The organism is Pseudomonas sp. MRSN 12121 (assembly GCF_000931465.1).
Classification (GTDB): domain Bacteria; phylum Pseudomonadota; class Gammaproteobacteria; order Pseudomonadales; family Pseudomonadaceae; genus Aquipseudomonas.
Window position 1 is genome coordinate 258,784 of the sequence record NZ_CP010892.1, and the last position, 25,830, is coordinate 284,613.

Consider the following 25,830-nt stretch of genomic DNA (forward strand, 5'->3'; position numbering starts at 1 on the left):
GGCGCGTCTGGCAAGGCGCCTGCTGCGTTCATGGTCAAGCGGGGAGGCTGCAGCCGACGCAGCGCCTTGAGATGCCGGGCACTGAAGGAAGGTTTTTGCAGGGGGGGAAATAAGCCAGGTCGCCCATTTGCGCCCGTCGCAGTGGGCCAGCGGGCACAAGGGCAAAGGGCGTCCGTGCCGGGCGCGAGGGTGCGCCATGGCGTCTGCAAGGCAGGCAACGCAAGCTCGGTGGGATGCCTTGAACATTCCTTGTTCCTCGCGCGATGCCGCGCAAATTCCTGCACCGTGATGCATCGATCGTAGGTGGCGATCGGTGGTATCGCCTTGATTCGAGATCGCAGCCCGATCAAGCCCGGTCAGCGCCAGGAACCTGCGGCAGTCGGGTGACGGCGCACCTCGGGGATTGGCCATTTTCCGGCCGCACAAATGCCCGGCACCGAACATCGCGATAGCCTGGCGAAAGGGAGTGTAGTTGTGTTTTTACGAGCTAGTGGCAGAGCGGCATCAGGGCCCGATCGGAGGTGATCCAGGCCCCTGTCGGTTGTCTGGATCCGCAGCAACCAGGCCATCGAATGGGGGCACAGGTCGAGCCGCGCGGCCAATCGAACGTCGGCCGGCCGCTCCTACAGAAGACGGGTTATTTGCAGCTGTAACTATCCGGCATGGTCACCGTGTAAGTCCGCTGCACGCGGTCGCGGAAATCCAGGTTCTGCAAACCCTGCTCGACCACAAAGGCCTCGACCTTGGCGTCCTGGCAATCGTCGTTCTGCGACGACACCCGCAGCAGATACACCGCGCGCTTGCTGGCCTCGTCCCGGGCGGTCACGGTGAAGGTGGTCAGCCTGGCATACCCGGTGCGCTCCGAAGTCCCCACCGGGCCATAAGAGGTATTGGGCGTACTGGTGCAGACCAGCTTGTCCTTCTTCTTGCCATCCTTGCACACGGTGGACGTACTGTTCTGCACCTGCCCGTATTCGGTGGCGGTGTAGCGATACGTTACCTGCTTGCTGCCGATATCCAGGGTCACCGTCATCTTGATCGGCGCATGCTGCTTGGGCAGCGTCGCCTCGGTGAACACCTCGCGGAACCCCTGGTCCTTCATGGCACTGACCATGTCGCGCACGTAATAACGGGCATTCAGCGAGTTCTCATCATCCCTCGTTGTAACCGTCACCAATACCGGCGCCTGCCGATCAAATTGATAGTCCGGATCCGGCGTGCCATTGAGCGCCACGCCCAGCTGCGTCGCGCAGCCAGTCAGCAAGGTGGACAGCAAGAGGAGGGGGTAGAGCAGGTATCGAGTCATGAGGGTCTTCGTTGTGTTGCGGGGGGTGGATAGGGATTAAACGGATGAATGGGGAAATAAACAAATGGACGGTGGGGGGTGAGGGTACGGGGTGCTGGGTTTACGGCAGATTAATGTGCTCGCCGGGGGTGATCGCAGGGAGAGGGAGCATGACGGGTTTGGTGGGGGAGGTGGTTGTGGTTTTTTGTCGCTGGGGGGATGGGAGGCAGTGGAGCCCGGTGTAGCTAATTCTTCAGTGCTGGTCCATAAACTCGAGCCATTCCTTTTTAGAAGTATTCGGGGGGGATTCTTAATATTCTTATCGGTTTTGTGGGACGAGTGCTCTATCGGAATCTATGTATGCCAACTTCGTTCTCCAATTGATAACCTATGACGTAATCAGAAAGTCTTGAGTTTATAATGTCGTCCCAGTTGGCTGGAACTAACTCAGTTCCTTGAGGGAAGTCTATCCAGTTTGCTTCGTCGAGCTTTATATCATTTGGATCGAATTCGCTGGTTTTGCGAACTGCCACCTTATCGAAGTCCTGTGTGTAAACTTCAAACTCACAGGAAAGTCCATATATTTTTCCTGAGGACGATTTTATAATTATTAGGTAGGCACCTTGAGCATATGTTTTTATGTAAGAGTCTATGACGTAAAATATTTTTTCCATATGGTTGCTCCTTGAAGCTATCAATAGTTGCAGGGGGTAAATAACAGGGGTTGGCTTTAAGTGTTAAGTGTTACTATTCATCCCAATTTTCTTTTGTTTTGAGTGCTTCGCTGAGCCAAACGCTAAAGTCTGTGAGAGTGCTCTGATGCTCCCAACCTTCTGAGGCATAAGCATGAATGATTAATACGTTGGGATTTCCAGATAGATCTTTACCGTCGAAGCAGGCTATATCATCATTGGCACTAAATTTTGCAAAAGGTATTAGTGATCTTTTTGGATATAGTTGTTTCAGGGTTTTATGCCAGCTATTTATTTTTCCCTCCTTGTAGACTAAGAGCCACCAAGGCTCAAGGTCGGCTTTTGGTTCTTTGTTTATGAAATCTACAAAACTTTTCGGGAATGGATAATTTTGTATGTCTTCAACTTCAAGAAAGGGTTTCATTTTTTGTCCAATTTAGGGGGCATGAGATTTTGGCAGTAGGTATCCAATAGCCTTGTTAAGGCATTATCCACTTGTTCAATGGTAATTGATCCATTTGCACCCTGAATTTCTCTTTGCCCTCTCTGAGGGTCATATGGTTGGGGCCACTATAGGTATCTTGCTCTATTGTGCCATCGTCTTCCCAGTTACATAGTCCGCAAATTTCATAGTGTGCCCTTGATGAGAGAGTTCGATAGTCACAGCAAGGACAAGCTTCCAATGTCTCAATATCCCCATAAACTTCATACTTTCCTAGGCCAATTTTTGACATGAGCTCTGATAAGTATGTATTTGTCACGCCTTTGTATTCTGAAGCTAGAGCAATCATGATCAGTTCGTCGCACATTTGATCCTGAGTATCGCTCGGAGGATCACCGTTCAACGATACTAGATTTTGAATTTCTTTCGATAGTAGAGAAAACTCAAAATCGCTTTCATCTAGTCCCCACCAATTAAATATGTATGATTCGCGAGCATTATTATCGAGAGAATTTAAGGTTTTTTTGCATAATTTATGTATGGCGTCAGCTCTTGGAAGAATACTCATCTTGAAATTTCTTGGCTAAAATAATGACCTATTGGAATGCATCTACGTCGATCCATATGGATAGATTGTTTCTGAGTGTGTTTAATATAATGGCTTTAATAAGGATAAGCGCTCAGAGTGGTTGGCTAAGATTTATATTGTTCTGGTTTTTTTAACTCAATGGATAATCACATCCCCAAGGAGGAGTAAATAGTTCAGGGCTGATGTGATTTTCTCGAATGAAATGGTTTATATTGTCTTCAGTTTCTAATGTTTTTAGCTTTGTTATGGTTATGTCTGAGCTATCGATACTGTCTTGTGTTTCAAGTGCTCTTTTCGGAATGGTGAACTCTATGGCAACATAGTTTGAACCCTTGGAGTCTTCTATGAATCTGTAAAAGCGACGGCCTGGGCGTCGGTTTTCAAAGTCAAGCTGATATATGGCATATATGGCTATCCATTTACGTAGGTCGTCGCTGGTTGGTAGCTCTTGAGCAATTTCTAAATAAGACTTGCTTTCGAGGCCATGCCAAACTTTTCTTGGGATTTCTTTTGGGTTTTCCATTTCTGTTTAAGTCTCTGCGTTATAGCGTGTTAAACAGTTATAAAGTACTTGCATAAATTGGCGCCGGTCTTCGATGTTGTCATCGAAGTGGGTGGTTATCTTTTCAAATAGAGCTTCGAAGCTTTCGTTAGTGCTTAAGGAGTGTTCCAATGTTTTTATACAGCGCTTGCGTGCTTCTGGAGTGTATGCAAGGAACTCTGATTTTAGCATCGTGTCGAAAGCTCTTTAAGTTCTTGGGTGTTGTTTGTATTTTTTGAAACTAATATGTCTTGCCTGGTTTTGGAGTCGTTGTCCGGATTATCTATGTCGAAAACAAAAAGTAGACTGCGAAATATATTGAGGTCAGGTTTTTTATGCATTTTATTAATCCGGGTGAGACAGCAGTTGGCTGCCATCGGGTTGATGCAGCGGCTGACCAGGTACAGGTTGTCGGCGTATTCGTAGCGGGTGACGCGGCCCATCTCATCGCGTTCGGCAGTGACTTTGCCATAGGCGTTGTAGCTGAAGGCGCGGGTGGCGCCCCCGGAAGATCAGCGCAGTTCGTCACGCTGCGCTGATAAGACATTGCTGATTTTTAAAGAACGGGTTTAATCGTTCAGAGCTTGATCCTGCAATTTGCGGCCGATGACATCCATCAGGTCGCAGCCGTCGCGAAGTGGGATGACGATTACTCGCGATAAGTCTTGTAGCAGTAGCGAGTCGCTGTTGAAGTTTTCGGTTAGGGAAATTGTTTCAAGTAGTTGGGTGACGCATCGAATGCGGTATGCAGCGGTGTCATGCAGCACATCGATGGGGGCTTGTGTGTCAATCAGCAGCGAAGGAAAGTTATTGTCGATTCCTGTGATGGGCATGTAGCGAGACATAGATGATCTCCCTGGGTCAGTTTCAGAAACTGCCTGCATCACTTCCACATGAGGGGTGGCAGCTGTACACGGGTGTGGAAGACCGAGGATCCAGGAACCCGGCGCACTCGAAAGTGCCCCGCATACAACCGCCATAATTCAATAGTATGTAACAACATACTTAATGGAGGTTCTTTCACTTGGATCTTGAAGGGCTTCCACACCCTTGTCGCTGATTTTGCAGCGACTTAGAGATCCTATCTATTGGCTTAGGTTCATACAAGCTGGAAAAGTCGATTTATCTTGTAGGGGAAATCCGTCTTAAAAGATGGTGTTATCATAATTAAGAGAGCTTTATAATGTTACTCATAAAGCCCTTTGGATGAGTCAAGGGTGTTAATCATCTCGTCTTCTGATATTGAAAACTCACTAAGATTCTCAGGGTCTAGATCCCCCCAGTCTTGGTCGTCGTCAATTTCAAGAAAGAGAAGTGGGCTTTTTTTATTCCTGAAAAAACTAACGATGTCACGAATGTCCTTTTCTCGTTCCACGTGATCGTTTCCAAATAGATCACATGTATAAAAAAAGCCTTTCTCTCCCATGCTTAGTTTTTTTTGAGAGCCCATCAATGACATTTTAAAACGTTGATGTAAAAACTTTGCGATATCGAGATCGTTAGTAGGGACTGCAGAGGCGATGCTTATTTTTGACATTTTTCAAAAATCCTCAGGGATGAGTGGGTTAAGTGGTTTTCCTTTAGTTTCATTTTGGAACTTTCCACCATGCCATCTATACAAGTGCTCGTCTCTAGTCGCTGGATAGATATTAAACGCTTTGTCGGCGAGCTGAGGATAGTCAAGAGCGTTGTATTTATGATGTCCTTCCATCGTTTTTCCGTCAAACTTAGGCCGTTTCTTTCTCATGATGTCATTTGCCTGTTCAGGGGACCAATCCCTTGTGCCAGACTCACCAGCCTTCAGCCTTTTCCTCTCATCAGACCAGAATCGATCTACACCCTTCTGCCGTCTATTGTTAAACCGTCTGTTCCAGTCTAAATGAGCCACTTCATCTCGAGTGGCGGTCCTATTCGCTACTTTGCCTTGCAGCACTTTCTTCTGAGGGTTGCTCAACGGTTTGTACGGCGTTTTGTAGCTCGGTACAGGAGGGGCTCCTTCATCGACAGCAGCTTTGGCCGTGGTGTCTTTAGCCCCGACTTCTGGCTTATTTCCATCTGTCCCTAAACATTCCAACCCCAACGGATCCACCCACCCCGTAGGGTTAGGCACGTACTGGTAGTTGTTCAACCCCCCCGCCAGCTTGATCGGGTCAGGCGTCAAGAACCGTCCAGAGCTCGGATTGTAGTAGCGATGGCGGTTGTAGTGCAGCCCGGTTTCCGTATCGAAATACTGCCCCTGGAAACGCAGCGGGTTGTCGATTTCAGAGACGTCCAGCGCGGCTAGGTTGCCATAGGCACGGTACTTCGCCGACCACATGATCTCGCCGCTGTAGGCGGTCAGTTCCTGCGGTGTGCCGAGGTGGTCGAGCTGGTAGTAGAACGGCGTAGCCCGAGCCGGGCCTTCGCCATCGAGCATGGCCAGAGGGCGAAAGGTGCCGGGTTCATAGATATAAGTGCGATAGCGATTTTCAGCGCTCTCGGCGATCAGCCGTTCGCCTTGCCACAGGAATTCGGTAGTACGGCCATCGACGGTTTTGCTGATACGGCGGCCGAAGGCGTCGTACTTATAGGTTGCAGTGCTGCCACCGGGCAGGCTGACGCCGATCAGCCGGTGCTGGCAGTCGTACTGGTATTCGGTGACCAACTTCTGACTGGCGCCGCGGCGTTCGCGGCTGAGGTTGCCGAAGACGTCATAGTCGTAATGGCGGTCGCCCTGCATCAGCAGGCGGTTGCCTTTGACGTTGGCCAGGTTGGCGGCGGGTTGGTCGCCTTGGCCCAGCAGGTTGCCGGCCGGGTCGTGGGCGAAGCTTTCCGGGGTGGCACCACGGACGTTGATCAGGCGATCCAGCGGGTCGTAGTGATAACGCAGGTTGCCCTTGCGGCTGTCGTCGATGCCGGCCAGGTTGCCGTTGGCGTCGTAGGCATAGGCGCGGCGGTAGAGGTTGTGCTGCTGGCCGTGCTGTTGCTGGCTGACGCTGTGGGCCTGCAGGCGGCCCTGGTCGTCGTACTGGTACTGGCTGAGCAGCAGGCCCTGCTGGCGTTGTTGTTCGCGGCCGGCGTTGAACTGGTGGCTGGTCAGGCGCGAGCCGTTGAGGTCGATGCTGCTGAGCTGGCCGCCGGGTGCATGGCGGTAATCGAGCTTGCTGCCGTCGGGCAGGCGGCAGTGGCTCAGTTGGCCGAGCTTGTCGTACTCGTAGCGCAGGGTGCCCCAGCCCTGGTGTTCGGTGATCAGGCGGTCTTGCAGGTCGTATTCATAAGCCAGCGGCCAGTGGCCGTCGTCGACATTCACCAGGCGCCCGAGGGCGTCGTAGCTGTAGTGGATCTCTTCGCCATCGGCCAGGGTTTTCACCAGCAGCCGGCCAGCGGCATCGCGCTGGTACTCGGTGACCAACTCGCTGCCGTCGTCGCCGAATTCGGTTTTCTTCAGCAGGTTGCCGTTGAGGTCGTAGGCGTAGGCGGTGCTGCGCCCGTCGAAGCCGGTTTCCTGCTGGATCAGGCCGTTGGGGTAGTAATCCAGGTGGTACTGCTCGCCACGCTCGTTCTCGATATTGGTCAGCAGCAGGCGCGCGTTGTCATAGCGATAACGCAGCTGGCTGCCATCCGGGTTGATGCGGCGGCTGACCAGGTGCAGGTTGTCGGCGTATTCGTAGCGGGTGACGCGGCCCAGCTCATCGCGTTCGGCGGTGACTTTGCCGTAGGCGTTGTAGCTGAAAGCGCGAGTCGCGCCGCCGGGCAGGGTGATCTGCGCCAGACGGTTGGCGGCATCCCACTGGTACTGGGTGATGGCGCCGCTTTCGTCCTGGCGGGTGATTTGCTGGCCGAGGGCGTCGGCTACCGTCGGAAGTCAGCGCAGGTCGTCACGCTGCGCTGACAGGACATTGCTGATTTTTAAAGAACGGGCTTAAGCGTTCAGAGCTTGATCCTGCAATCTGCGGCCGATGACATCCATCAGGTCACAGCCGTCGCGGAGTGGGATAACGATCACTCGCGACAAATCTTGTAGCAGTAGTGGGTCGCTGTTGAAGTTTTCGGTTAGAGAAATTGTTTCAAGTAGCCGGGTTACGCATCGGATGCGGTATGCGGCGGTGTCATGCAGCACATCCACAGGTGCCTGAGTATCAATCAGTAGCGAGGGAAAATTGTTGTCGATGCCGGTGATAGGCATGTATCGATTCATGGTGAAGCTCCTTGATCAAATGGAGCTGCCATTACTCGCTGTCAAACAAGTCGGGTGGCAGCTGTACGCGGGTTGACAGACCGAGGATCAAGGAGCCCGGCGCACGCAAAGGTGCCCCACGCACAGCCGCCATATAAAGGAACGGCAGGCACAAAAAATGCCAGCTGTTCACATAGCGGCATTTGCATGCCTCGATCATATTCGGTCTGTCAAAACCGGTCACTGATTTTGCAGCGACGGTAAAATCTTAGCCATGTGAAAGAAGCTATACAAGTTGGCGGAAGTCGATACGTTCTGTAGGAGATTTCTCTAGCAAACACAAGTTAAAAATTTTCTGAAGATGTTTTTCAAGTATTCTTCATTGGGGTAAATATGTTTCGATAGTTTTATTTTAATGATGCCATCCAAGACTTGAAAAAATCCAACTGTACACTAGGGTCGTTGGTGAGATTCTGATCCTCATAATCAAAAATGTTTACAATGTTTTCTCTTAGAGCTTGCTTTCCTAGCTGTAGCTCATAAGCCATCAATCCTGATGACATTTGCGAAGAAGCCCTGGAAGGATAAACATTTTTTTTGGCACCTTTACAAAAAAAATTTATCTCAGGGAAGTTCTGCCTTAGTTTAATAAAGCAAGAAAATAAATTGTCTCCGTAGAATACATGTTCTGAGTTCTTTAAATTTATTTGTATAGATGGGCTTTCCATGTCGTATGCAATTTCTACTGAACGCAGCAACCCATCTTCTTCTAAAGTTATTTCTCTATGGTCCACGTATTATCGCCTCGCTGGATTAGGGATGGAGTAACCGACATAGCTTCCGTCAGCGTTTAGTGGAGTCACACCTAAAATGTCTTCTGTATTAATTTGATTCGGAATAGCAATTTCTTTTTCTTCAGGGAATGGGACTTTTGATCCGAGCTCTTTATTTACGTCTCTGCCGGGGACTTTTCTTAGAACATATAGGTTTCCTTTCTTTGTTCTATATGCAGTTCCGAAGTCGATGGCAACATCTTCAGATGTTGAAGTACTGATAAAGTTGCTAGGCGGTGTATTGTTGTCGAATGCATGAAGCTCTAGGTCCATGCTGTCGCCTTTGCTCTTAAATCCTTCATTGAAAATGACATTGTGGGGCCGCATATCGCCTCTATACAAATATTCATTATCAGTCTTAGGAGCTTCAGGGGTCCCTTCATTAACCTTTGCCTTCCCTTCTGGACTGTCTACTTTACCAATACTTGATGTATCACTAGGGTTTCCTGGGCAACCATTCAACCCAAGAGGGTCCACCCACGCCGTGGGGTTAGCCACATACTGGTAGTTGTTCAACCCCCCTGCCAGCTTGATCGGATCCGGCGTCAAGAACCGTCCAGAGTTCGGATTGTAGTAGCGATGGCGGTTGTAGTGCAGCCCGGTTTCCGTATCGAAATACTGGCCCTGGAAGCGCAGTGGGTTATCGATTTCGGAGACGTCCAGCGCGGCCAGATTGCCGTAAGCGCGGTACTTCGCCGACCACATGATCTCGCCGCTATAGGCGGTCAACTCCTGCGGCGTACCAAGGTGGTCGAGTTGGTAATAGAACGGCGTGGCCCGAGCCGGGCCTTCGCCATCGAGCATGGCTAAGGGGCGGAAAGTGCCGGGTTCGTAGATGTAGCTGCGATAGCGGTTTTCACCACTTTCGGCGATCAGCCGTTCGCTTTGCCAGAGGAATTCGGTAGTACGGCCATCGACGGTCTTGGCGATGCGTCGACCAAAGGCGTCGTATTTGTAGGTGGCGGTGCTGCCGCCCGGCAGGCTGACGCCAATCAGCCGGTGCTGGCAGTCGTATTGGTATTCGGTGACCAGCTTCTGGCCGGCGCCGCGGCGTTCGCGGCTGAGGTTGCCGAAGGCGTCGTAGTCGTAGTGGCGGTCGCCCTGCATCAGCAGGCGGTTGCCTTTGACGTTGGCTAGGTTGGCCGCGGGCTGGTCGCCCTGGCCCAGCAGGTTGCCGGCGGGGTCGTGGGCGAAGCTCTCCGGCGTCGCGCCACGCACATTGATCAGGCGATCCAGCGGGTCGTAGTGATAACGCAGGTTGCCCTTGCGGCTGTCATCGATGCCGGCGAGGTTGCCGTTGGCGTCGTAGGCATAGGCGCGGCGGTACAGGTTGTGCTGCTGGCCGTGCTGTTGCTGGCTGACGCTATGGGCCTGCAGGCGGCCCTGGTCGTCGTAATGGTACTGGCTGAGCAGCAGGCCCTGCTGGCGTTGTTGTTCGCGGCCGGCAGTGAACTGGTGGCTGGTCAGGCGCGAGCCGTTGAGGTCGATGCTGCTGAGTTGGCCGCCAGGGGCATGGCGATAATCGAGCTTGCTGCCATCCGGCAGGCGGCAGTGGCTCAGTTGGCCGAGCTTGTCGTACTCGTAGCGCAGGGTGCCCCAGCCCTGGTGCTCGGTGATCAGGCGGTCTTGCAGGTCGTATTCGTAGGCCAGCGGCCAGTGGCCGTCATCGACGTTCACCAGGCGCCCGAGGGCGTCGTAGCTGTAGTGAATTTTCTCGCCATCGGCCAGGGTTTTCACCAGCAGCCGGCCAGCGGCATCGCGCTGGAACTCGGTGACCAGTTCGCTGCCGTCGTCGCCGAATTCGGTTTTCTTCAGCAGGTTGCCGTTGAGGTCGTAGGCATAGGCGGTGCTGCGCCCGTCGAAGCCGGTTTCCTGCTGGATCAGGCCGTTGGGGTAGTAGTCCAGGTGGTACTGCTCGCCACGCTCGTTCTCGATATCGGTCAGCAGCAGGCGCGCGTTGTCGTAGCGATAACGCAGCTGGCTGCCATCCGGGTTGATGCGACGGCTGACCAAGTGCAGGTTGTCGGCGTATTCGTAGCGGGTGACGCGGCCCAGCTCATCGCGTTCGGCGGTGACTTTGCCGTAGGCGTTGTAGCTGAAAGCGCGAGTCGCGCCGCCGGGCAGGGTGATCTGCGCCAGGCGGTTGGCGGCATCCCACTGGTAGTGGGTGATGGCGCCGCTTTCGTCCTGACGGGTGATCTGCCGGCCGAGGGCGTCGTAGCGGTACTTGCGCTGGCCGCCGTCGGGCAGGCGTTCTTCCAGCAGTTGGCCGAGGCCGTTCCAGCCCAGTTGATGGCGGCTGCCGTCGGGGTGGGTGATTTCCAGCAGGCGGCCCTGGCGGTCGTAGCGGTAGTGGGTTTCGTTGCCGTCGGGGTCGGTTTGTTGGGTGATGTCGCCCTGGAGATTGCGCTGATATTTCCAAGTGGCCTTGCCGCGCCGTACCGCCCGTACGAAACCGTTGTGGTGCTGGTAGGTGGTCGGTTCGTCTTCGGGGGGGATGAGGGCGACCAGGCGCCCGGCTTCGTCGTACTGATACTCGGTGACGGCGCCGAGCGGGTCTTTCTCGGCGATCAGGCGGCCTTTTTCATCGTAGGCCTTTTGTGTTTCTGCGCCGTCAGGATCGGTCTGGCTGACCAGGCGGGCATTCTCGTCGTGTACGTAAACCTGTTCGCTGCCATCGACGTTGACGACAGTGACTGTGCCTTGGTCGTCCCACACGTACCGGGAATCGATTTGCGCAAGGTTGGACCACTGGCGGATACAGCGGGCCGCCTTGCCTTCGCGCTCCCACTCCCAGTGAAAGCTCGCGCCGCCGGCCAGTTGGCGTTGCTGGATGACATGCTGTTCGTCATAGCGATAGCGCTCGGTTTCACCCGCCGCATTGGTGGCGCTGATCAGCTGGTTGCGCTCGTTGTACTGGTAGCTGACCAGGGTCTGTACCGTCAGCCAGGGCTCCTGACGTTCGCCTCGCTCGTCGTACTCGGGGCGGCGTTGCTGGTAGTCCACGGCAACGATATGGCGTTCATCGTAACGGAGGTACAGGCAACGGCCGGCACCGTTATCGATACGCTGTACACGATCGACCAGGTCATAGCTGATGTGCAGTTGATTATCGTAGGCGTCGCTGATGGTGGTCAGGCGACCGGCACGGAAGTGGTAAAAGCGCGAGCCTTGACCGGCTTGCGTCAGGATCAACTCGCCGGGCGCATCGCCCAGGAAGATCGCCGCCTCGGCCAGGCTGTTGATGATGTTTGGACGTTGTTCGGTTGGCAGCGGAAACTGGGTCTGGCGGTTTTCGTTATCGGTCCACAGCACGCCTTCATCGCTGATTTGCAGGCGATGAGACAGCGAGTGGCTCCAGCCGAAGCCCAAGCGGTTGTCGATTTCCACTGCGCTGGTGCGATACAGCCGCGTCCATTCCAGGGGCAACAGGCCGTCGAGTTCACCGTCAGAGAGGGTCAGCAGTTCCTCACCGGTGACCATCGAGATCGGGTCACCTTCGCAGCGGGTGTTCTTTGTGCACTGCGTCGGTTGATTCGCCGGGTTCTTGGATTGTTTGGGTACGTCATTAACCGGTTCTTGTTTGACCAGCAGGGTTTGCGGCTCTGTTTTCTTCCGGGCAAACACCGAAGCGTTCGGTTCCTTCAGCGAGGGGGTATCGGCGGTCTTGGGCAGAGGCACCGGGCCACCGCCAGCATCGCTGGGCTTGATGGAAAGAGGGGCTTTCTTGCCCGCATCCAGTGGAGCGTTCTTGGCCTGGAGCATTACCGGTTTGGACAGCTCGGTATGGCCCGGCAGGCTATGTTTGCTGCTGGCCATCATCAGTTGCTCGGCCAGCCCCTCAAGGTATTTGAGCGCTCCCCCAGGCTTCATTTTGCTCAGGGCCTTGGTCCCCAGGCGCACGGCCAGGCCGGCCCCGCCAGTCAGGCAGATGCCGATGAGCACGTTGATCAGGAATTCGACGCCGATGCTCGAAATCACACTGACGATCACTTGCGGCGGCAACATGCCGACCCAGGCCACGATCGCCGAGATGTAGATGAACATCAGCGGTTCGTCGTTGAGTATCAACAAGGCAGAAGCAATGGCGTCCTTGGAGGTGGCGTAGAGTTTGTCGATTTCTATGCTCGACAGGTAATCGCCAAGCTGTTTGGCCTTGCCTATCGGGTCGGCCAAGAGCTCCATCAGGTCTTTCAAGTCATCCCACAAATTGAGCAGCGCCTGCTCGAAGCTATCGAGCGCCTCTTGCAGCAGAATTCGCGCGCGACCTGAATGATCTGCCGCGGAGTAGGTGCTCCATTGCGGTTGGAACTTGCTCGCCCACTCGCTTTTCAACCAGCCGTCGAGATCGCTGATCACGCCTTTGTAAGAGCCGTAGAGGGCTTTGACATCGTTTTCCGAGACGTCTGGAAAAAAGGTGATGCGATAGAGTTTTCCCGGGATGCACTTGTCGATAGTCTCGATGCCGCTAGGACCGATCTTTTTATTGATTGGGGCCCCCACCACGGAGTAGCCGATCATGGCTTTCTCGACCTGTTCGACGCGCACCGGGGTATTGCCGATGGGCACATAGCGTGCGGTCTCGAACGTATGGATCAGGGTGAACTTGCCGTCCTTTGGACACACGGCAAAGGTCTCGACAGCCCCTTTCTTGGTCTTGCGCTGGGTGACGCTGACCTCGTTGCCGACCTTGAATTTCTGGTCGACGTCCATGGCCCAGCCCGTCCAGAAACCGTCCGCCCAGTTCTGGTAGTCACTCAGGCAATTATTGAAGTCCTTGAGGATCAGTTTCACGTCGGGGGCTTTGGCGTCCAGTACCCGAAGGACCAAGGTTCCCAGTGGGCTGCTAATCATGCGTTGACTTCCTTTGTCAGCTGGGCGGCGAGGCGCTCTGCCAAATCTTCTGTAGGCGGTTGGTTGCGGACGAAGCGTTCGACTTTGTGGCGCAGGTTGTTTTCAGGAAAGGCGAAATACAGCTCGGGACAGTCTTCGCTCAGCCACTGCATCAGGTTGTCGATAACGGTGCTCGGGTCGTCCTTGGCAAGTTTCTTGACCAGTGCTTCGGGCACCTCCCACCAGGGAAACGGCTTGGGCGGCTTGACCACTCCCGGGCCGGTTTTCAGAGCCCGGCCATTGATGAAATAGCGGTCGAATATGGGGAGGATCTGGGGGGCGTCTTCGCCCAACCCTTCCAGAATCGGATAAATATGCCGCCCATCCCAAAACCGGAAAAACACCCCGGCCCCATCCGGCATCTTCACCTGGGTCAGGCTGCGCAGGTGTTCGAACACCACGTTCGGTTCGCTGCTGGAGACGGCCAGCCAGCCCCAGTCGTCGGCGTCGGTGCTGGCGATCCAGTCGAGGAAGCCGGCGTTGGGCTTGAGTTCAGCCAGGTAGGGCATGACCGGCTGCCAGTCGGCGTAGGGCGTGCCGCTCCAGATCGGGGTCAGGCCGCTGGCGCCCTGGGCCTGGTAGAAGTCCTTGAGCGGGTCGGCGTCGCTGGCGTTGCTGATGACCAGGTACAGGCGCTCGTTGGTTTGCAGGGGCTGGCTGGCGAGCCAGGCCTGGGGTGTCAGGCGATCAGATGGCACAGGCACCGTCCTTGCACTTTTCGCACTCTTCACAGAAAGGCGCGTTGCGCTTGAGGGTGTTGATTTGCGCCGGGGTCAGCAGGGCGCCAGCCTTGTCGGCGTCGGCCTGTTTCAGCACGCCGGGCATCAGCGGCGCGGCGCCGGAGCCGCTGCCCGGGCCGCCGCCGGAGTTGACCTTGACCTGCGGGCCGCTGATGGTCACGCCGCCCGCGTCGAGCTTGACGAAGCTGCCGCCGCCCTTGAGGGTCAGTTCGCTGCCGGCTTCGAGCACCACTTTCACCCCGGCGTTGAGGTGGATCTCCTGGCCGGCCTCGATGAACTGCCCGGTGCCGATCTTGATGTGCTGGTTGGCGCCCACGGTGAGGTGGTCGCTGGCGCGCGCCTCGACCTTGCGGTCGGCGTGCACGGTGTGGTGTTCCTCGGCCTTGAACTCGCTGTAGCTGTTGGCCTCGACGGTGTCGTGGCGTTCGTTGCCGACGCGGATCTTCTGGTCGTGCTCGACGTTCTCGTCCCAGTCGCGCTGGGCGTGGAGGAAGATCTGCTCCTGGCCCTTCTTGTCCTCGATGCGCAGCTCGTTGTAGCCACCGCCACCGGGGCTGCTCAGGGTCTTGAAGGTGCTGCGGGTCTTGTTCGCCGGCAGCTCGTAAGGGACGACGTTTTCCTTGTGGTACAGGCAGCCGCTGATCAATGGCTGGTCGGGGTCGCCTTCGAGGAAGGTCACCAGCACTTCCATGCCGATCCGCGGGATGGCGATGCCGCCGTACTGGGCGCCGGCCCAGGCCGAGGACACCCGCAGCCAGCAGCTGGTCTTGTCGTCGGCCTGGCCCTCGCGGTCCCAGTGGAACTGCACTTTCACCCGGCCGTACTGGTCGCAGTGGATCTCTTCGCCCTTGGGCCCGGTGACCACGGCGCTCTGGCTGCCGAGGATGCGCGGCTTGGGGTGGGCCAGCGGCGGGCGGTTGGGCACGTCCCAGGGGGTGGCCTGGAACTGGTTGCGGTAGCCCTGGTGGAAATCGTCCTTCAAGGCGGTGGTGTCGCTGGTCACCGACTCTTCCAGCACCTGGGGCTGCTTGCCCTCATGGATGACCTCGGTGAGCAGCCACAGGTCGTTCCACTTGGCTTTCGGGTGCTGGGTCAGGGCCAGGAAGTGGCCGCTGACCAGCAGCGGCTGGTCGCTCTTGCCTTCGGCCAGCTGGTAATCGCTGCGATGGCGTTCCAGGGCGCGCTTGGCCAGGTGCTTGCCGCGTTCGCGGTCGACGAAGCGGCCGGGGTAGTCGTAGTCCTCGAGGTCCGGCTTGATCTCGCTCTTGGCGTCGCTTTCGAGGGTCAGGCGCGGTTTCTCGAAGTCGTAGTCGCGGCGCGTGGTGCGGCTGGTGCGGGCTTCCAGGCGCAGGTCGAAGCGCTTGATCACCGGGTCGTTGGCGACCATGCCGGAATCTTGCTGGTAAGCCACCGGCGCCAGTTTCGGGAACACCGTCTGGTCGTCGCCGAACACCAGCTTGTGGCTGTCGGCGCTGTGCTGGAAGTGGTAGTGGATCCCTTCTTCCTCGCACAGGCGCTGGATGAAATGCAGGTCCGACTCGTCGTACTGCACGCAGTAGACGCGCTCGGGGTAGACCGAACCGGTCTTGAATTCGTAGGCGTTGCTCTGGATGCCATGCTCTTCGAGGACCTGGCCGATGATTTTCGGCACGCTGAGGTTCTGGAAGATGCGCTGGTTGATGCGGTGCGCGAGGTAGGCCAGGTGCGGGCGCACGGTGACCGAGTAGCGGGTCAGGCGCTTGCCGGAGTCGCCCTGGGCGACGCGGTAGATCTGCCCATGGATGCCGGTGCCGTTCTGCGCCAACTGCAGGAAGGCCGGTTTGTGCAGCAGGCTTTCCAGGTCTAGCGCGGCCTGGGCGCTGACCAGCTCGACCTCGAAGGCGAAGGGCTGGCTGATGGCTTCCCGTCCGGTGAAGGACAGGACCTGGAGGTCGCTGGAAAGACCTTCGACGGTCAGGCTGAAGTGAGTCTGGTTGGCCGGCGCGAACATCCCTTGTTCCTCGTGCAGTACTGCAGCGTGGGTCGGGCCCGGGGGCCGACGAACGCAAGAAATCCCTTATGGCGTAAACAACATCGACCAGCAGAGCTGGCCGATGTTGGTGTAGCGGTCGGCCGGACTTAGCCCGCGACCGGGGAACGCCAGTCGTCGGAACCGGAAGTACCGGAGACTTCGTGGGTCCAGGTGATTTTGCGGTAGGTGAAGTGCACGTCTTCCAGGTGGGTGAAGTGCGAGTTCGCCGGATCCTGGCAGTTGTGCATGTAGTCCTTGATGTCGACGATGATCGCGTCTTCCAGGGTGGTGGTGTAGTAGTGCTCCTGGGTGCCGGCAGCGGAGGTGCGGTACCACTGGATTTCGATCTTGGTCAGGCGCTCACCGGAGGTCAGGGCCGCCAGCAGCAGTGGCGAAGCCTTGTCGAAAACCTTGGTGATGACCACGGGTTTGTGTACGCGCTGGCCGGTTGGCTGGCCGGACTGCGGGTCACGCGGGATGATCACTTCGTGCTGGAAGCCCTGAACCATGACCTGGTCTTCGTGGCCTTCCTGGTAGGTGTTGCCAACGGAGTCAGCGGTGAAGGCGCCGGCGGTGATCAGGCCTTGTTTGGTACCGGTGACGGACATATACGCTGGTGTAGCCATGGATGCTCTCCTTGCTGGAAAAATAAAGGTGCCCGGTGGGACGGATCGCCCGATTGGGTGTCGGATTGATATCAAGGAGCGTGCCAGGCACTGGCCGAGCCTTGTGAATCAAGGCGTGCAGGGCTTCCTTGGTTTGCCGGGGGGAGTTTTTCGAGGAAAAGCCGGAGAAAGTGCGCAACTTCTTGCGCAGTGCTGTGCAAGAAGTTGCGCACTTGGCTGTAGATAACGGTTTACAAGGCTCTGGTCGATTTGCTCACAGAGTTATCCACAGGCAGGTGCGCAAGAAGTTGCGCATAGTGGCCATGGGCCTTATCCGTTGGCGCTCGAGGTTGCCGACACGGCGAGCGATGGCGCGGCCTGGGTCGGTTCGCGGTAGCTGGAGGGGCTGAAGATCCGGGTCAGCGCCAGCATCGCCAGCACGGTCGCAACCAGCACCCACCAGGCCCCGAGGAAGTCGCCGGTGAGTTGCCGCAGCCAACCGGTCAGCCACGGCGACACGGCATTGATCAGGAACCCCACCCCTTGCACGAAGGCCGCCAGTTGCCCGGCTTCCCGCGGGTCGCGGCGGTGGTCCAGGGTGAGGATCAGGCTCAGGGCGAAGCAGGCACCGAGGCCGGAGCCGATCAGCGCCACCCACAGCTGTGGCGCCAGCAGAGGTGTCAGCACCAGGCCGGTGAAACCCAGGGCTTGGGCACTCAGGCTGATCGCGAGCAGGGGCCGGCGATCGCTCTGGCGCTGCGCCAGGGCTGGCATCAGCAGCGCGGCGAGCACCTGGAAGATGGTCATGAAGGCCAGCAGCGAACCGCTCTGATTGGCGCTCCAGCCCAGTTGCAGGTAATAGGCCGGGAGCCAGGCGACCATGCTCATGTAGCCGCAGTTGACCAGGCCGAAGTACAGCGCCAGCAGCCAGGCCCGTCGTTGGCGCCACAGGCTGGCGGACGGCGCGCCGGAGTGCCGGAGCGGTGCGGCGAAGGGCAGCAGCCACCACAGCAGCAGGGCCGCCAGCGCCGGCAGCAGCCACACGCCCAGGCCGGCCTGCCAGTGGGCAAAGTGCGTGGCCACCCGCGGGCTGAGCAGGGCCGCAAGGCCACCGCCGCCCATCAGCGACGCCGAGTAGATGCCCATGGCCAGCGCCACGCGCTGCTGGAACTGGCGCTTGATCAGCGCCGGCACCAGGGCCTGGATCAACGCCACGCCGGCGCCGCCCAGCAGCGCGGTGGCGAGCAGGGCGTCGGCGCGATCGCAGAGCAGTCGCGCCAGGCAGGCGCCGAGGATCATCAGCAGGCCCAGGGCCACGCCGCGGCGTTCCCCCAGCCGGGCTTCCAGGCGCACCCCGAGCAAGGCCACCAGGCCCATGCACACCACCGGCAGGCTGGTGAGCCAGGCGCTGCTCTGGAAGCTCAGGCCGGTGGCGGCGCGGATGTCCATCAGCAACGGGCTGATGGAGCTGAGGATCGGCCGCAGGTTGAGCCCCAGGGCGACCAGCAGGGTCCAGCCGCCAAGGCGTCGCAGGCGTGACTCAACCAGCGGCATGGCGGGCCTGCCAGTCGTGGTAGATGCGGGTCATCGCCGCTTGCGGCAGGTGTTGTACCGGCAGGCGCCGGGCCGCCTCGGGCTGGGCCAGCTGTGCGTAGATCGCCGCCGTGGACAGGCCGAAGGGCTCGGCGCTGGCGTTGTCCGCGGCGAACACCGCGCGCTCCACGCCGCACAGGTACATGGCCGCCAGGCACATCGGGCAGGGCTGGCCGCTGGCGTAGATCACGCTGCCGTCCAGGCGCGGGCCCAGGTGCTGGCTGGCGACCCGGATCGCCAGCAATTCGGCGTGGGCGGTGGGGTCCTGGGTCAGGTGGATCTGGTTGACCGTTTCGGCCAATACCCGGCCGTCATGCACCAGCACCGCGCCAAACGGCCGGCCGCCAGCGGCGACGTTCTGCCGGGCCAGTTCGACCGCGCGTTGCAGGTACTCCTGATCGTCTTGCATAAGGCTTCCTCCAAGGGCATTCAGGACGCACCGGCGTCCCGCAGCAGTTTGGCGATGGCGCTCTGGCCGCGTTTTTCCGCCTGTTGCAGAGGGCTCAGGCCCTCGTTGTCCGGCAGGTTCAGGTCGGCGCCGGCGGCGATCAGCTGGGCCACGATCTGCTGGTGCGCCGGGCCGCCATCGGCCAGCACTATGGCTTCCATCAGGCAGGTCCAGCCCAGGCGGTTGACGTGATCGAGATCGACGCCTGCGGCGATCAGCAGGCGCACGGTCTCCACATGCCCACGCTCGCAGGCCGGGATCAGCGCGGTGCCGCCGTAGCGGTTGGTGCTTTTCAGGTCGGCGCCGTGGGCCAGGGTCAATTGCAGGATTGCGTTGCGTCCGCTGGCGCCGGCCAGCAGATAGGGGCTGTCGTGGATCAGGTTCTTCTGGTTGACGTCGGCGCCGGCCTCGATCAGCGCCCGGGCTATTTCCACCTGGTTGGCGGCGGTGGCCAGCAGCAAGGGGCTGCTGCCGTCGAGACCGCGGACATTGACCTGCGCGCCCTGCTCGATCAGCGCCCGGACCTTGGGCAGCTGGCCGTCGCGGACCGCATCGAGCAACTCGTTATCCCTGGCCATCACCACCCCCACCACGAACAGCCCGATCGCCACGAGGGCGTATTTGCAAGACAGGTAACGCATGGTTCCAGGTTCCCTGTGCGCTGAATGAACGCCGAGTATGGTCAGGTGCTGAGGTATTCTGAAATTAAATATAACCATGCCAATCAGTGGCATTCAGAATGGTGTCGCCATGTTCGATCCGGTTTTGCTGCGCAGTTTTGTCGCCGTCGTCGATTGCGCCAACTTCACCCGCGCCGCCGAGCGCCTGCACCTCACCCAGTCCACGGTCAGCCAGCAGGTGCGGCGGCTGGAGGAGAGCCTGGACTGCCAGTTGCTCGACCGCGACCAGCGCCGGGTGGTGGCCACCGCCGAGGGCGAGCGCTTGCTGGGGTATGCCCGGCGCATCCTGGCCCTGAACGAGGAGGCCAGCGATGTCTTGCTGCACCAGCAGAGCGAAGGCGTGCTGCGCCTCGGCGTACCGGAGGATTTCGCCGCCGAGCGGCTGATGCCGCTGTTGTCGCGCTTCGGCCAGGACCACCCCGGCGTGCGCCTGGAAGTCACCAGCGGGCTGGGCCCGGAACTGACCCGTTTGTACCGGCGCGGCGAGTTCGACCTGTTGCTGGTCAAGCAGATGGGCACCAGCGACGACTGCCTGGCGTCCTGGCCGGAGCCGTTGTGCTGGGTCGACAGCCGCGCCACCCCGGCCTTCGGGCGCGATCCGCTGCCGTTGGTGGCCTTTCCGGTGGGCGGGCTGTATCGCCATGAAATGCTCCATCACCTCGAAGTCGGCGGCTGGCGCTGGCGCATCGGCTACTCCAGCGCCAGCCTGGCCAGCGTCTGCTCGGCGGTAGCGGCGGGCCTGGGCATCAGCCTGCTGCCGGTACGGGTGGTGGCCGCCGGACATCGCATGCTCGATGCCGCCAGCGGCCTGCCGGATATCCAGGGTGTGCGCCTGGCGTTGTATGGCCGCAGCGGGCTGAGCCGGGCCGGCAAGGCCCTGGAAAGCCAGCTGCTGGCGCTGTGCGAGAGCCAGGCTGTGAAAGTCTGAGCCTCCACTCGTTTCGCCGCGATATTGCCGGAGAGATCCGATGCCTTTGGCGAATATTTTCGATGCGTGAAAAGCATGGCTTTTCGCCGCCTCCCCTGGAGCCCTTGATTGGCGCGGCCTGGCGCGACAGCACGGATTCCTATATGTGTTTTTGATCTATCAATAACTTTAAAGATTACTTTCAGGGATAAGTGTCTGGCGCCAATCATTCAGCCCTCGACGCCGCCCAAGGGGAAGTACACACAGGGGCGTCGGTTATTCGCAAAAGACTGTAGGGAGTTAATCAATGGGCAATGTCCAGACCGCCGCCAGCACGCATGAGGTGCAGTGGCGTCCGGCACCGAGCGGCGATCTGGTCGATCTCGGCCGGCCGCATCGCTTGCCATTGGGCCAGTTGCGCCTGCAGAAGGTGCCCAAGGCCGGGCTGCGGCGCCGCGAGGCGATTGCCCTCGGGGTGATCGCCCTGCTGCTGCACGGCGCGGCGATCTATTGGATCAACCAGCAGCCGACGCCGGTGTTGCCGATCGTGCCGCCGGAAATTCCGCCGATGACCATCGAGTTTTCCCAACCCGCGCCGCCAGTGGTCGAGCCACCGCCGCCGCAGCCGGTACAGCCAGTGGTTGAGCCTCCACCACCGGTGGAAGACGAGCTGGCGGTGAAGCCGCCACCGCCCAAGCCGGTTCCCAAACCCAAGCCCAAGCCGGTGCCCAAGCCTGAACCCAAGCCGGCCCCGAAACCGGTGCAGCAGCAACCCGCGCCGCCTCAACCGGCCGCACCGGTCGCCGCTCCGGCGCCGCCCGCGCCACCGGCGCCGGCCCCCGTGACCCCGGCGTCGGCGAATGCCGCGTACCTGAAGAACCCGGCGCCGGAATATCCGTCGCTGGCCCAGCGTCGCGGCTGGGAGGGCACGGTGTTGCTGCGGGTGCATGTGCTGGCCAGCGGCAAGCCCGGCGAGATCCAGGTGCAGAAAAGCAGCGGTCGCCAGCAACTCGACGACGCCGCGCTGGCCGCCGTGAAGCGCTGGAGCTTCGTGCCGGCCAAGCAGGGTGATGTCGCCCAGGACGGCTGGGTCAGCGTACCCATCGATTTCAAGATTCATTGAGCCTGCGCCAGGCGCTATCGCGAGCACGCTCGCTCTTACAAGGGTCATACAGAGGGACACATCATGAGTTTATTGGCATCTCCACTCCAATCCATCGAAAGCGCGGTGATCTGGCTGCTGGTGGTCTTTTCCGTGGCCACCTGGGGCCTGGCGCTGCTCAAGGGCGCGCAGTTCGCCCGTCTCAAGGCGCAGGATCGCAAGTTCCACAAACAGTTCTGGGCCGCCTCCAGCCTCGATTCGGCAGCCGAGCTCAGCGAAACCCAGCCCGGCGCAGCGGCGCGGGTGGCCCAGGCCGGTTACGCGGCGATCCAGGTCGGTGACACCAGCCACGCCGCGGACCTGAGCCAGGCCATCAATCATCAGGACCGCCTGGAGCGCGCCCTGCGCCAGCAGATCGTCCGCGAGCGGCGTTCGCTGGAAACCGGCCTGGCGGTGGTCGCCAGTATCGGCAGCACCTCGCCCTTCATCGGCTTGTTCGGTACGGTCTGGGGCATCATGGAGGCCCTCAAGGGCATCAGCGCGGCGGGTTCGGCGAGCCTGGAAACCGTGGCCGGGCCAATTGGCGCGGCACTGGTGGCGACAGGCGTGGGGATCGCCGTCGCGGTGCCGGCGGTGCTGGTCTACAACTACTTCCTGCGTCGCCTGAAGCTGACCGCTGCCGACCTGGACGATTTCGCCCACGACTTCTACAGCCTGGCGCAGAAGAGTTCGTTCCGCGTGCTGGTTCACCCGGCCGTGCACAAGGGCGCTGCCTCGGGCGGTGCGCAGAAAGTGAAGGAGGCGTCCTGACATGGCCTTCTCGACCCAGGACAGCGACGAGGTACTGAGCGAAATCAACGTCACGCCGCTGGTGGACGTGATGCTGGTACTGCTGGTGGTGTTCATCGTCACCGCGCCGCTGCTGACCAATTCGATCCCGATCAACCTGCCCAAGACCGAGGCCGTGGCGCCGGTGGAGCAGAAGGACCCGCTGGTGGTGAGCATCGACGGCACCGGCAAACTCTTTATCAACAAGGACGAGATCCAGCCGGACCTGCTGGAAACCAATCTGCAGGCGGCCAAGACCAAGGACCCGGAGGTGCGCGTGCAATTGCAGGCGGACGACGGCGTCAACTACGGCGAAGTGGCACGCGCCATGGCCTCTATCGAGCGCGCCGGTATCACCAAGCTGTCGGTGATCACCGCCCGCTGAAACAGTGTTGTAAGCCACGACTTTTCGGGCCGTCTCCTTGGCAGGGTGCGGCCTTTTTTTTTGCCTGCGATCTGGCCCCGGGCGCAGGCCTGGACGGACGCCATCGCGCGCAAGCTGTGCTCCTACAGGAGCTCCATGGTAGGGGCGAGGCTTGCCCGCGATACAGGCGCCGCGGTCTGCCGGCCTGACTCCCGGCGCTGGTACAGCCAGGGTACAGGCGAGATTTGATATTCTTTGTGGATCTTAATAAATAGCTTCTTATTCCTTAACGAATATAAATCTCATCCCTATACTCGATCGGGAACAGACACGCAGGAGAGCTCCCCCATGCGCAACGAATCAATTCGCTACCTGATTGTGCCGGGCTGGCAAGGATCGCCAGAAGATCATTGGCAAAGCCACTGGCAGAACAGCCTGCCGAACAGTGCGCGGGTGGAGCAGGCCGACTGGCTGACTCCCCGGCGTGAAGACTGGGTCGCGGCGCTGGCCGAGGCGATCGCCGCCGACAGCACCCCGGTGATCCTGATCGCCCACAGCCTGGGCTGCATCACCGTCGCGCATTGGGCCGCCCATGCGCCGACCAGCGCGTTGCGCCAGGTGCGCGGTGCCTTGCTGGTGGCGCCGGCGGACGTCGAGCGTCCGGCCTGCGCGCCGGCCCTGCGCAATTTCGCGCCGATCCCCGACAGCCTGCTGCCGTTTCCCAGCCAGGTCGTCAGCTCCGACAACGACAGCGCCATCAGTGCGCCGCGTGCCCTGGAGCTGGCCCGCAACTGGGGCGCCGAGGCCGGGATTCTCTCGGGTGCCGGGCATATCAACGTCAAATCCGGTCACCAGCGCTGGGAGCAGGGCTTCGCCTATCTCTATCGCCTGCAAACCCGCATGGAACAGCATTCCCTGCGTCGCGCCTGATTTCTTCTTTTTGTTAAAACGCCCCCGCCTCCAGGCGGATCCGGGCGGGAGTCTGCCATGAGTCTGCATGAGTCTTTCGGTCAGCCGTTGCTGACTTTTCCCGATGCTGAAAAAAGCCCACTGAGCATACGCGCCAAGGCGCTGGTGTTCGTCGATCCCCGTTCGCGGCAACTGCGCCATGAGCTGGAACAGCTGGCGCCGCGTTCGATCCCGGTGTTGATCCGCGGTGAAACCGGCAGCGGCAAGGAACTGCTGGCGCGGCATATCCACCGTGCCAGCGACCGCGGCGGGTTGTTCGTGTCGGTCAACTGCGGGGCCATCAGCAAGGCGTATGCCGACGCCGAGCTGTTCGGCTACGCCGCTGGCACGTTCAGCGGTTCGGCCAGCAGCCGCGCCGGCTGGTTCGGTTCGGCCAATGGCGGCACTTTGTACCTGGACGAGATCGGCGACCTGCCGCTGCCGATCCAGGCCAAGCTGCTCGCGGCCCTGGAAAACCATGAAGTGACCCGGGTCGGCGCGCACCAGCCAAGCCCGGTGGATGTGCGCCTGGTGGCGGCCACCAGCATCGACCTGGCCCAGGCGGTGGCGGCGGGCAAATTCCACGAGCGGCTGTATCACTACCTGGGCGAAGGTCACCTGGAGTTGCCGGCGCTGCGCGAACGGGTGGGCGACATCCTGTCGCTGGCCGAGTACTTCCTCGGCATCTACAGCCAACGCCTGGACCTGCCGGTGCCGCTGATCAGCGAGGCGGCCCAGCAGGTGCTGGAGCAGCACAGCTGGCCCGGCAATACCCGCGAGCTGGAGAACGTCATTCATTTCGCGCTGCTGGTCAGCAGCGGTGCGGAGATCCTCCCGGAGCACCTGAACCTGCCGCCGCAGCTGTCGCGGCTGGAGCAGGTGGATCAGCAATTGAAGGGGCTGGTCGCCGCCGGTTCCGCCGCCGAGTTGCAGGCGCTCAAGCATTTGCTCAAGCAGCACGGCGTGATCTGAAGCTTTTGTAGGGGCCGCCTGGAGCGCTCCGGGCGCGGGCTAGAGCGGTCCGTTGCTGTATGAACAAAATGGAATATCAACGTGAATAAAAGATATTTTTAAGGCATAAAAAATCCCGGTATTGTCCGCTCCACGCCAGCGATAGCACTTCGCTGGCACCTCTCTCGAAGCCGTCGTCAGCGACGACTCATAAGGACACTGCATGAAAAAAGTTCTGTTGTTCACCGCATTGGCGGCTGCCCTGACTGCGAGCCTGGCCCAGGCCGGCGAGAAACTGGTGGTGGCGGCCACGCCGGTGCCGCACGCCGAGATCCTCGAGCTGATCAAGCCAACCCTGGCCAAGGAAGGCGTGGACCTGGAAGTCAAAGTCTTCACCGACTACGTGCAACCGAACGTACAGGTCGACCAGAAGCGCCTGGACGCCAACTACTTCCAGACCCTGCCGTACCTGAAGAGCTTCAACGAAGGCAAGGGCACCAACCTGGTGACGGTGATCGGCGTGCACGTCGAACCGTTCGGCGGTTACTCGAAGAAAGTCAAAAGCCTGGCCGAGCTGAAAGACGGCGCGACCATCGCCATTCCGAACGAAGGCAGCAACAGCGGCCGCGCCCTGATCCTGCTGCAGAAGGCCGGCCTGATCGAGCTCAAGGATCCGAAGAACGCCGTGTCGACGCCCAAGGACATCGCCAAGAACCCGCACAACTTCAAGTTCAAGGAACTGGAGTCGGCCCTGCTGCCGCGCGTGCTGGACCAGGTCGACCTGGACATGATCAACACCAACTACGCTCTGGAAGCGGGCCTGAACCCGGCCAAGGATGCGCTGGTGATCGAGGGTTCCGATTCGCCGTATGTGAACTTCCTGGTGGCCCGTCCGGACAACAAGGACAACCCTGCCATCCAGAAGCTGGCCAAGGCCCTGACCAGCCCGGAAGTCAAAGCGTTCATCGAGAAGAAATACAGCGGCGCGGTACTGCCGGCGTTCTGATGGACTACGCTTAAGTCGTACAAACCCCTTCAAGGTTTAAACGCCGATGGCTGATACAGCGTCGGCGTTTTTTATTGCCTGCGTTTTGGGCGCTGCGCTGTGCCCGCACGGCCGCCATCGCGAGCAAGCTCGCTCCTACAGGTTTTGTGGCGTGCGGGGGCTTGGCGCTTCTGTAGGAGCGCAGCTTGCGCGCGATGCAGGCGCCGCAATATCGGC

General features: G+C 59.2%; 23 protein-coding genes and 2 pseudogenes. 7 read left to right on the plus strand and 18 right to left on the minus strand.

Going from position 1 to position 25,830, the window contains the following annotated elements; translation table 11 throughout:
• Positions 1-637: 637 nt before the first annotated feature.
• The 18 genes and pseudogenes from TO66_RS01145 to TO66_RS01200 all read right to left on the minus strand — a co-directional run bounded on the left by TO66_RS01145 (position 638) and on the right by TO66_RS01200 (position 19,469).
• Positions 638-1,306 carry a hypothetical protein gene (locus tag TO66_RS01145; RefSeq protein WP_044460587.1) on the minus strand — a complete coding sequence of 223 codons (669 nt, stop codon included), beginning with the start codon at positions 1,304-1,306 and terminating at the stop codon, positions 638-640.
• Between the two features lie 323 nt (positions 1,307-1,629).
• Positions 1,630-1,959, minus strand: a complete 330-nt coding sequence (locus tag TO66_RS32150; protein WP_080926022.1) for a hypothetical protein — start codon at positions 1,957-1,959, stop codon at positions 1,630-1,632.
• 73 nt (positions 1,960-2,032) lie between these two features.
• On the minus strand, positions 2,033-2,401 hold the full coding sequence (locus TO66_RS32155) for a hypothetical protein (RefSeq protein ID WP_080926021.1): 369 nt from the start codon (positions 2,399-2,401) through the stop codon (positions 2,033-2,035).
• A gap of 55 nt (positions 2,402-2,456) precedes the next feature.
• Complete coding sequence (locus tag TO66_RS32160) at positions 2,457-2,987, minus strand: CPCC family cysteine-rich protein (protein ID WP_080926020.1); 531 nt, start codon at positions 2,985-2,987, stop codon at positions 2,457-2,459.
• Positions 2,988-3,138: 151 nt separating this feature from the next.
• Complete coding sequence (locus TO66_RS32165) at positions 3,139-3,531, minus strand: hypothetical protein (protein WP_080926019.1); 393 nt, start codon at positions 3,529-3,531, stop codon at positions 3,139-3,141.
• Between the two features lie 203 nt (positions 3,532-3,734).
• A pseudogene (locus TO66_RS34185) lies at positions 3,735-4,055 on the minus strand (RHS repeat domain-containing protein); the annotation flags it as partial.
• Positions 4,056-4,118: 63 nt separating this feature from the next.
• The gene (locus TO66_RS01150; RefSeq protein ID WP_044460588.1) at positions 4,119-4,394 is read right to left on the minus strand and encodes a hypothetical protein; all 276 of its coding nucleotides are present in this window, start codon (positions 4,392-4,394) and stop codon (positions 4,119-4,121) included.
• A gap of 341 nt (positions 4,395-4,735) precedes the next feature.
• A complete protein-coding gene (locus TO66_RS01155; RefSeq protein ID WP_044460589.1) occupies positions 4,736-5,086 on the minus strand; it encodes a hypothetical protein in 351 nt (116 codons plus the stop codon).
• A gap of 3 nt (positions 5,087-5,089) precedes the next feature.
• Positions 5,090-7,378: pseudogene (locus TO66_RS01160) on the minus strand (RHS repeat-associated core domain-containing protein); the annotation flags it as partial.
• A gap of 72 nt (positions 7,379-7,450) precedes the next feature.
• A complete protein-coding gene (locus tag TO66_RS01165) occupies positions 7,451-7,726 on the minus strand; it encodes a hypothetical protein (RefSeq protein ID WP_044460590.1) in 276 nt (91 codons plus the stop codon).
• 386 nt (positions 7,727-8,112) lie between these two features.
• A complete protein-coding gene (locus TO66_RS32185; protein ID WP_082061029.1) occupies positions 8,113-8,499 on the minus strand; it encodes a hypothetical protein in 387 nt (128 codons plus the stop codon).
• Positions 8,500-8,502: 3 nt separating this feature from the next.
• On the minus strand, positions 8,503-13,392 hold the full coding sequence (locus TO66_RS01170; protein WP_082061030.1) for an RHS repeat-associated core domain-containing protein: 4,890 nt from the start codon (positions 13,390-13,392) through the stop codon (positions 8,503-8,505).
• Positions 13,389-14,129, minus strand: coding sequence for a DUF4123 domain-containing protein (locus tag TO66_RS01175; RefSeq protein WP_044460591.1), 741 nt, complete (start codon positions 14,127-14,129; stop codon positions 13,389-13,391). The genes TO66_RS01170 and TO66_RS01175 overlap by 4 nt, the downstream gene beginning before the upstream one ends.
• Entirely contained in the window at positions 14,119-16,161 is a 2,043-nt protein-coding gene (gene tssI, locus TO66_RS01180; protein ID WP_044460592.1) for a type VI secretion system tip protein TssI/VgrG, read from the minus strand. Before tssI ends, TO66_RS01175 begins: the two co-directional genes overlap by 11 nt.
• Positions 16,162-16,289: 128 nt before the next feature.
• Positions 16,290-16,808 carry an Hcp family type VI secretion system effector gene (locus tag TO66_RS01185; protein ID WP_044460593.1) on the minus strand — a complete coding sequence of 173 codons (519 nt, stop codon included), beginning with the start codon at positions 16,806-16,808 and terminating at the stop codon, positions 16,290-16,292.
• A gap of 309 nt (positions 16,809-17,117) precedes the next feature.
• Positions 17,118-18,341 (minus strand): CynX/NimT family MFS transporter, encoded by a 1,224-nt coding sequence (locus tag TO66_RS01190; RefSeq protein ID WP_044460594.1) that lies wholly within the window; start codon positions 18,339-18,341, stop codon positions 17,118-17,120.
• On the minus strand, positions 18,328-18,789 hold the full coding sequence (locus TO66_RS01195; protein ID WP_044460595.1) for a nucleoside deaminase: 462 nt from the start codon (positions 18,787-18,789) through the stop codon (positions 18,328-18,330). The genes TO66_RS01190 and TO66_RS01195 overlap by 14 nt, the downstream gene beginning before the upstream one ends.
• 20 nt (positions 18,790-18,809) lie before the next feature.
• Positions 18,810-19,469 (minus strand): ankyrin repeat domain-containing protein, encoded by a 660-nt coding sequence (locus tag TO66_RS01200; protein ID WP_044460596.1) that lies wholly within the window; start codon positions 19,467-19,469, stop codon positions 18,810-18,812.
• 109 nt (positions 19,470-19,578) lie between these two features.
• On the opposite strand from TO66_RS01200, the gene TO66_RS01205 reads away from it, so the two are divergent.
• The 7 genes from TO66_RS01205 (at position 19,579) to TO66_RS01235 (ending at position 25,614) form a co-directional block, all read left to right on the plus strand.
• Positions 19,579-20,436 carry a LysR family transcriptional regulator gene (locus TO66_RS01205; protein ID WP_044460597.1) on the plus strand — a complete coding sequence of 286 codons (858 nt, stop codon included), beginning with the start codon at positions 19,579-19,581 and terminating at the stop codon, positions 20,434-20,436.
• Between the two features lie 286 nt (positions 20,437-20,722).
• Positions 20,723-21,538 carry an energy transducer TonB gene (locus TO66_RS01210; RefSeq protein ID WP_044460598.1) on the plus strand — a complete coding sequence of 272 codons (816 nt, stop codon included), beginning with the start codon at positions 20,723-20,725 and terminating at the stop codon, positions 21,536-21,538.
• Between the two features lie 63 nt (positions 21,539-21,601).
• Entirely contained in the window at positions 21,602-22,327 is a 726-nt protein-coding gene (locus TO66_RS01215; protein WP_044460599.1) for a MotA/TolQ/ExbB proton channel family protein, read from the plus strand.
• A 1-nt stretch (position 22,328) separates the two neighbouring features.
• Positions 22,329-22,730: a biopolymer transporter ExbD gene (locus tag TO66_RS01220; RefSeq protein ID WP_044460600.1), complete on the plus strand. Its 402-nt coding sequence runs from the start codon at positions 22,329-22,331 to the stop codon at positions 22,728-22,730.
• Positions 22,731-23,057: 327 nt separating this feature from the next.
• The gene (locus tag TO66_RS01225) at positions 23,058-23,639 is read left to right on the plus strand and encodes an alpha/beta hydrolase (protein ID WP_044460601.1); all 582 of its coding nucleotides are present in this window, start codon (positions 23,058-23,060) and stop codon (positions 23,637-23,639) included.
• 57 nt (positions 23,640-23,696) lie between these two features.
• A complete protein-coding gene (locus tag TO66_RS01230; protein WP_044460602.1) occupies positions 23,697-24,629 on the plus strand; it encodes a sigma 54-interacting transcriptional regulator in 933 nt (310 codons plus the stop codon).
• A 202-nt stretch (positions 24,630-24,831) separates the two neighbouring features.
• Complete coding sequence (locus TO66_RS01235) at positions 24,832-25,614, plus strand: MetQ/NlpA family ABC transporter substrate-binding protein (RefSeq protein WP_044460603.1); 783 nt, start codon at positions 24,832-24,834, stop codon at positions 25,612-25,614.
• Positions 25,615-25,830 lie beyond the last annotated feature (216 nt).

Coding starts and splice junctions, on each gene's coding strand:
- TO66_RS01225 (WP_044460601.1), top strand. CDS start 23,058: ATGCGCAACGAATCAATTCGCTACCTGATTGTGCCGGGCTGGCAAGGA.
- TO66_RS32165 (WP_080926019.1), bottom strand. CDS start 3,531: ATGGAAAACCCAAAAGAAATCCCAAGAAAAGTTTGGCATGGCCTCGAA.
- TO66_RS01150 (WP_044460588.1), bottom strand. CDS start 4,394: ATGTCTCGCTACATGCCCATCACAGGAATCGACAATAACTTTCCTTCG.
- TO66_RS32155 (WP_080926021.1), bottom strand. CDS start 2,401: ATGAAACCCTTTCTTGAAGTTGAAGACATACAAAATTATCCATTCCCG.
- TO66_RS01155 (WP_044460589.1), bottom strand. CDS start 5,086: ATGTCAAAAATAAGCATCGCCTCTGCAGTCCCTACTAACGATCTCGAT.
- TO66_RS32150 (WP_080926022.1), bottom strand. CDS start 1,959: ATGGAAAAAATATTTTACGTCATAGACTCTTACATAAAAACATATGCT.
- TO66_RS01165 (WP_044460590.1), bottom strand. CDS start 7,726: ATGAATCGATACATGCCTATCACCGGCATCGACAACAATTTTCCCTCG.
- TO66_RS01235 (WP_044460603.1), top strand. CDS start 24,832: ATGAAAAAAGTTCTGTTGTTCACCGCATTGGCGGCTGCCCTGACTGCG.
- TO66_RS01170 (WP_082061030.1), bottom strand. CDS start 13,392: ATGATTAGCAGCCCACTGGGAACCTTGGTCCTTCGGGTACTGGACGCC.
- TO66_RS01210 (WP_044460598.1), top strand. CDS start 20,723: ATGGGCAATGTCCAGACCGCCGCCAGCACGCATGAGGTGCAGTGGCGT.
- TO66_RS32160 (WP_080926020.1), bottom strand. CDS start 2,987: ATGAGTATTCTTCCAAGAGCTGACGCCATACATAAATTATGCAAAAAA.
- TO66_RS01230 (WP_044460602.1), top strand. CDS start 23,697: ATGAGTCTGCATGAGTCTTTCGGTCAGCCGTTGCTGACTTTTCCCGAT.
- TO66_RS01215 (WP_044460599.1), top strand. CDS start 21,602: ATGAGTTTATTGGCATCTCCACTCCAATCCATCGAAAGCGCGGTGATC.
- TO66_RS01205 (WP_044460597.1), top strand. CDS start 19,579: ATGTTCGATCCGGTTTTGCTGCGCAGTTTTGTCGCCGTCGTCGATTGC.
- TO66_RS01190 (WP_044460594.1), bottom strand. CDS start 18,341: ATGCCGCTGGTTGAGTCACGCCTGCGACGCCTTGGCGGCTGGACCCTG.
- TO66_RS01185 (WP_044460593.1), bottom strand. CDS start 16,808: ATGGCTACACCAGCGTATATGTCCGTCACCGGTACCAAACAAGGCCTG.
- tssI (WP_044460592.1), bottom strand. CDS start 16,161: ATGTTCGCGCCGGCCAACCAGACTCACTTCAGCCTGACCGTCGAAGGT.
- TO66_RS01145 (WP_044460587.1), bottom strand. CDS start 1,306: ATGACTCGATACCTGCTCTACCCCCTCCTCTTGCTGTCCACCTTGCTG.
- TO66_RS01200 (WP_044460596.1), bottom strand. CDS start 19,469: ATGCGTTACCTGTCTTGCAAATACGCCCTCGTGGCGATCGGGCTGTTC.
- TO66_RS01195 (WP_044460595.1), bottom strand. CDS start 18,789: ATGCAAGACGATCAGGAGTACCTGCAACGCGCGGTCGAACTGGCCCGG.
- TO66_RS01220 (WP_044460600.1), top strand. CDS start 22,329: ATGGCCTTCTCGACCCAGGACAGCGACGAGGTACTGAGCGAAATCAAC.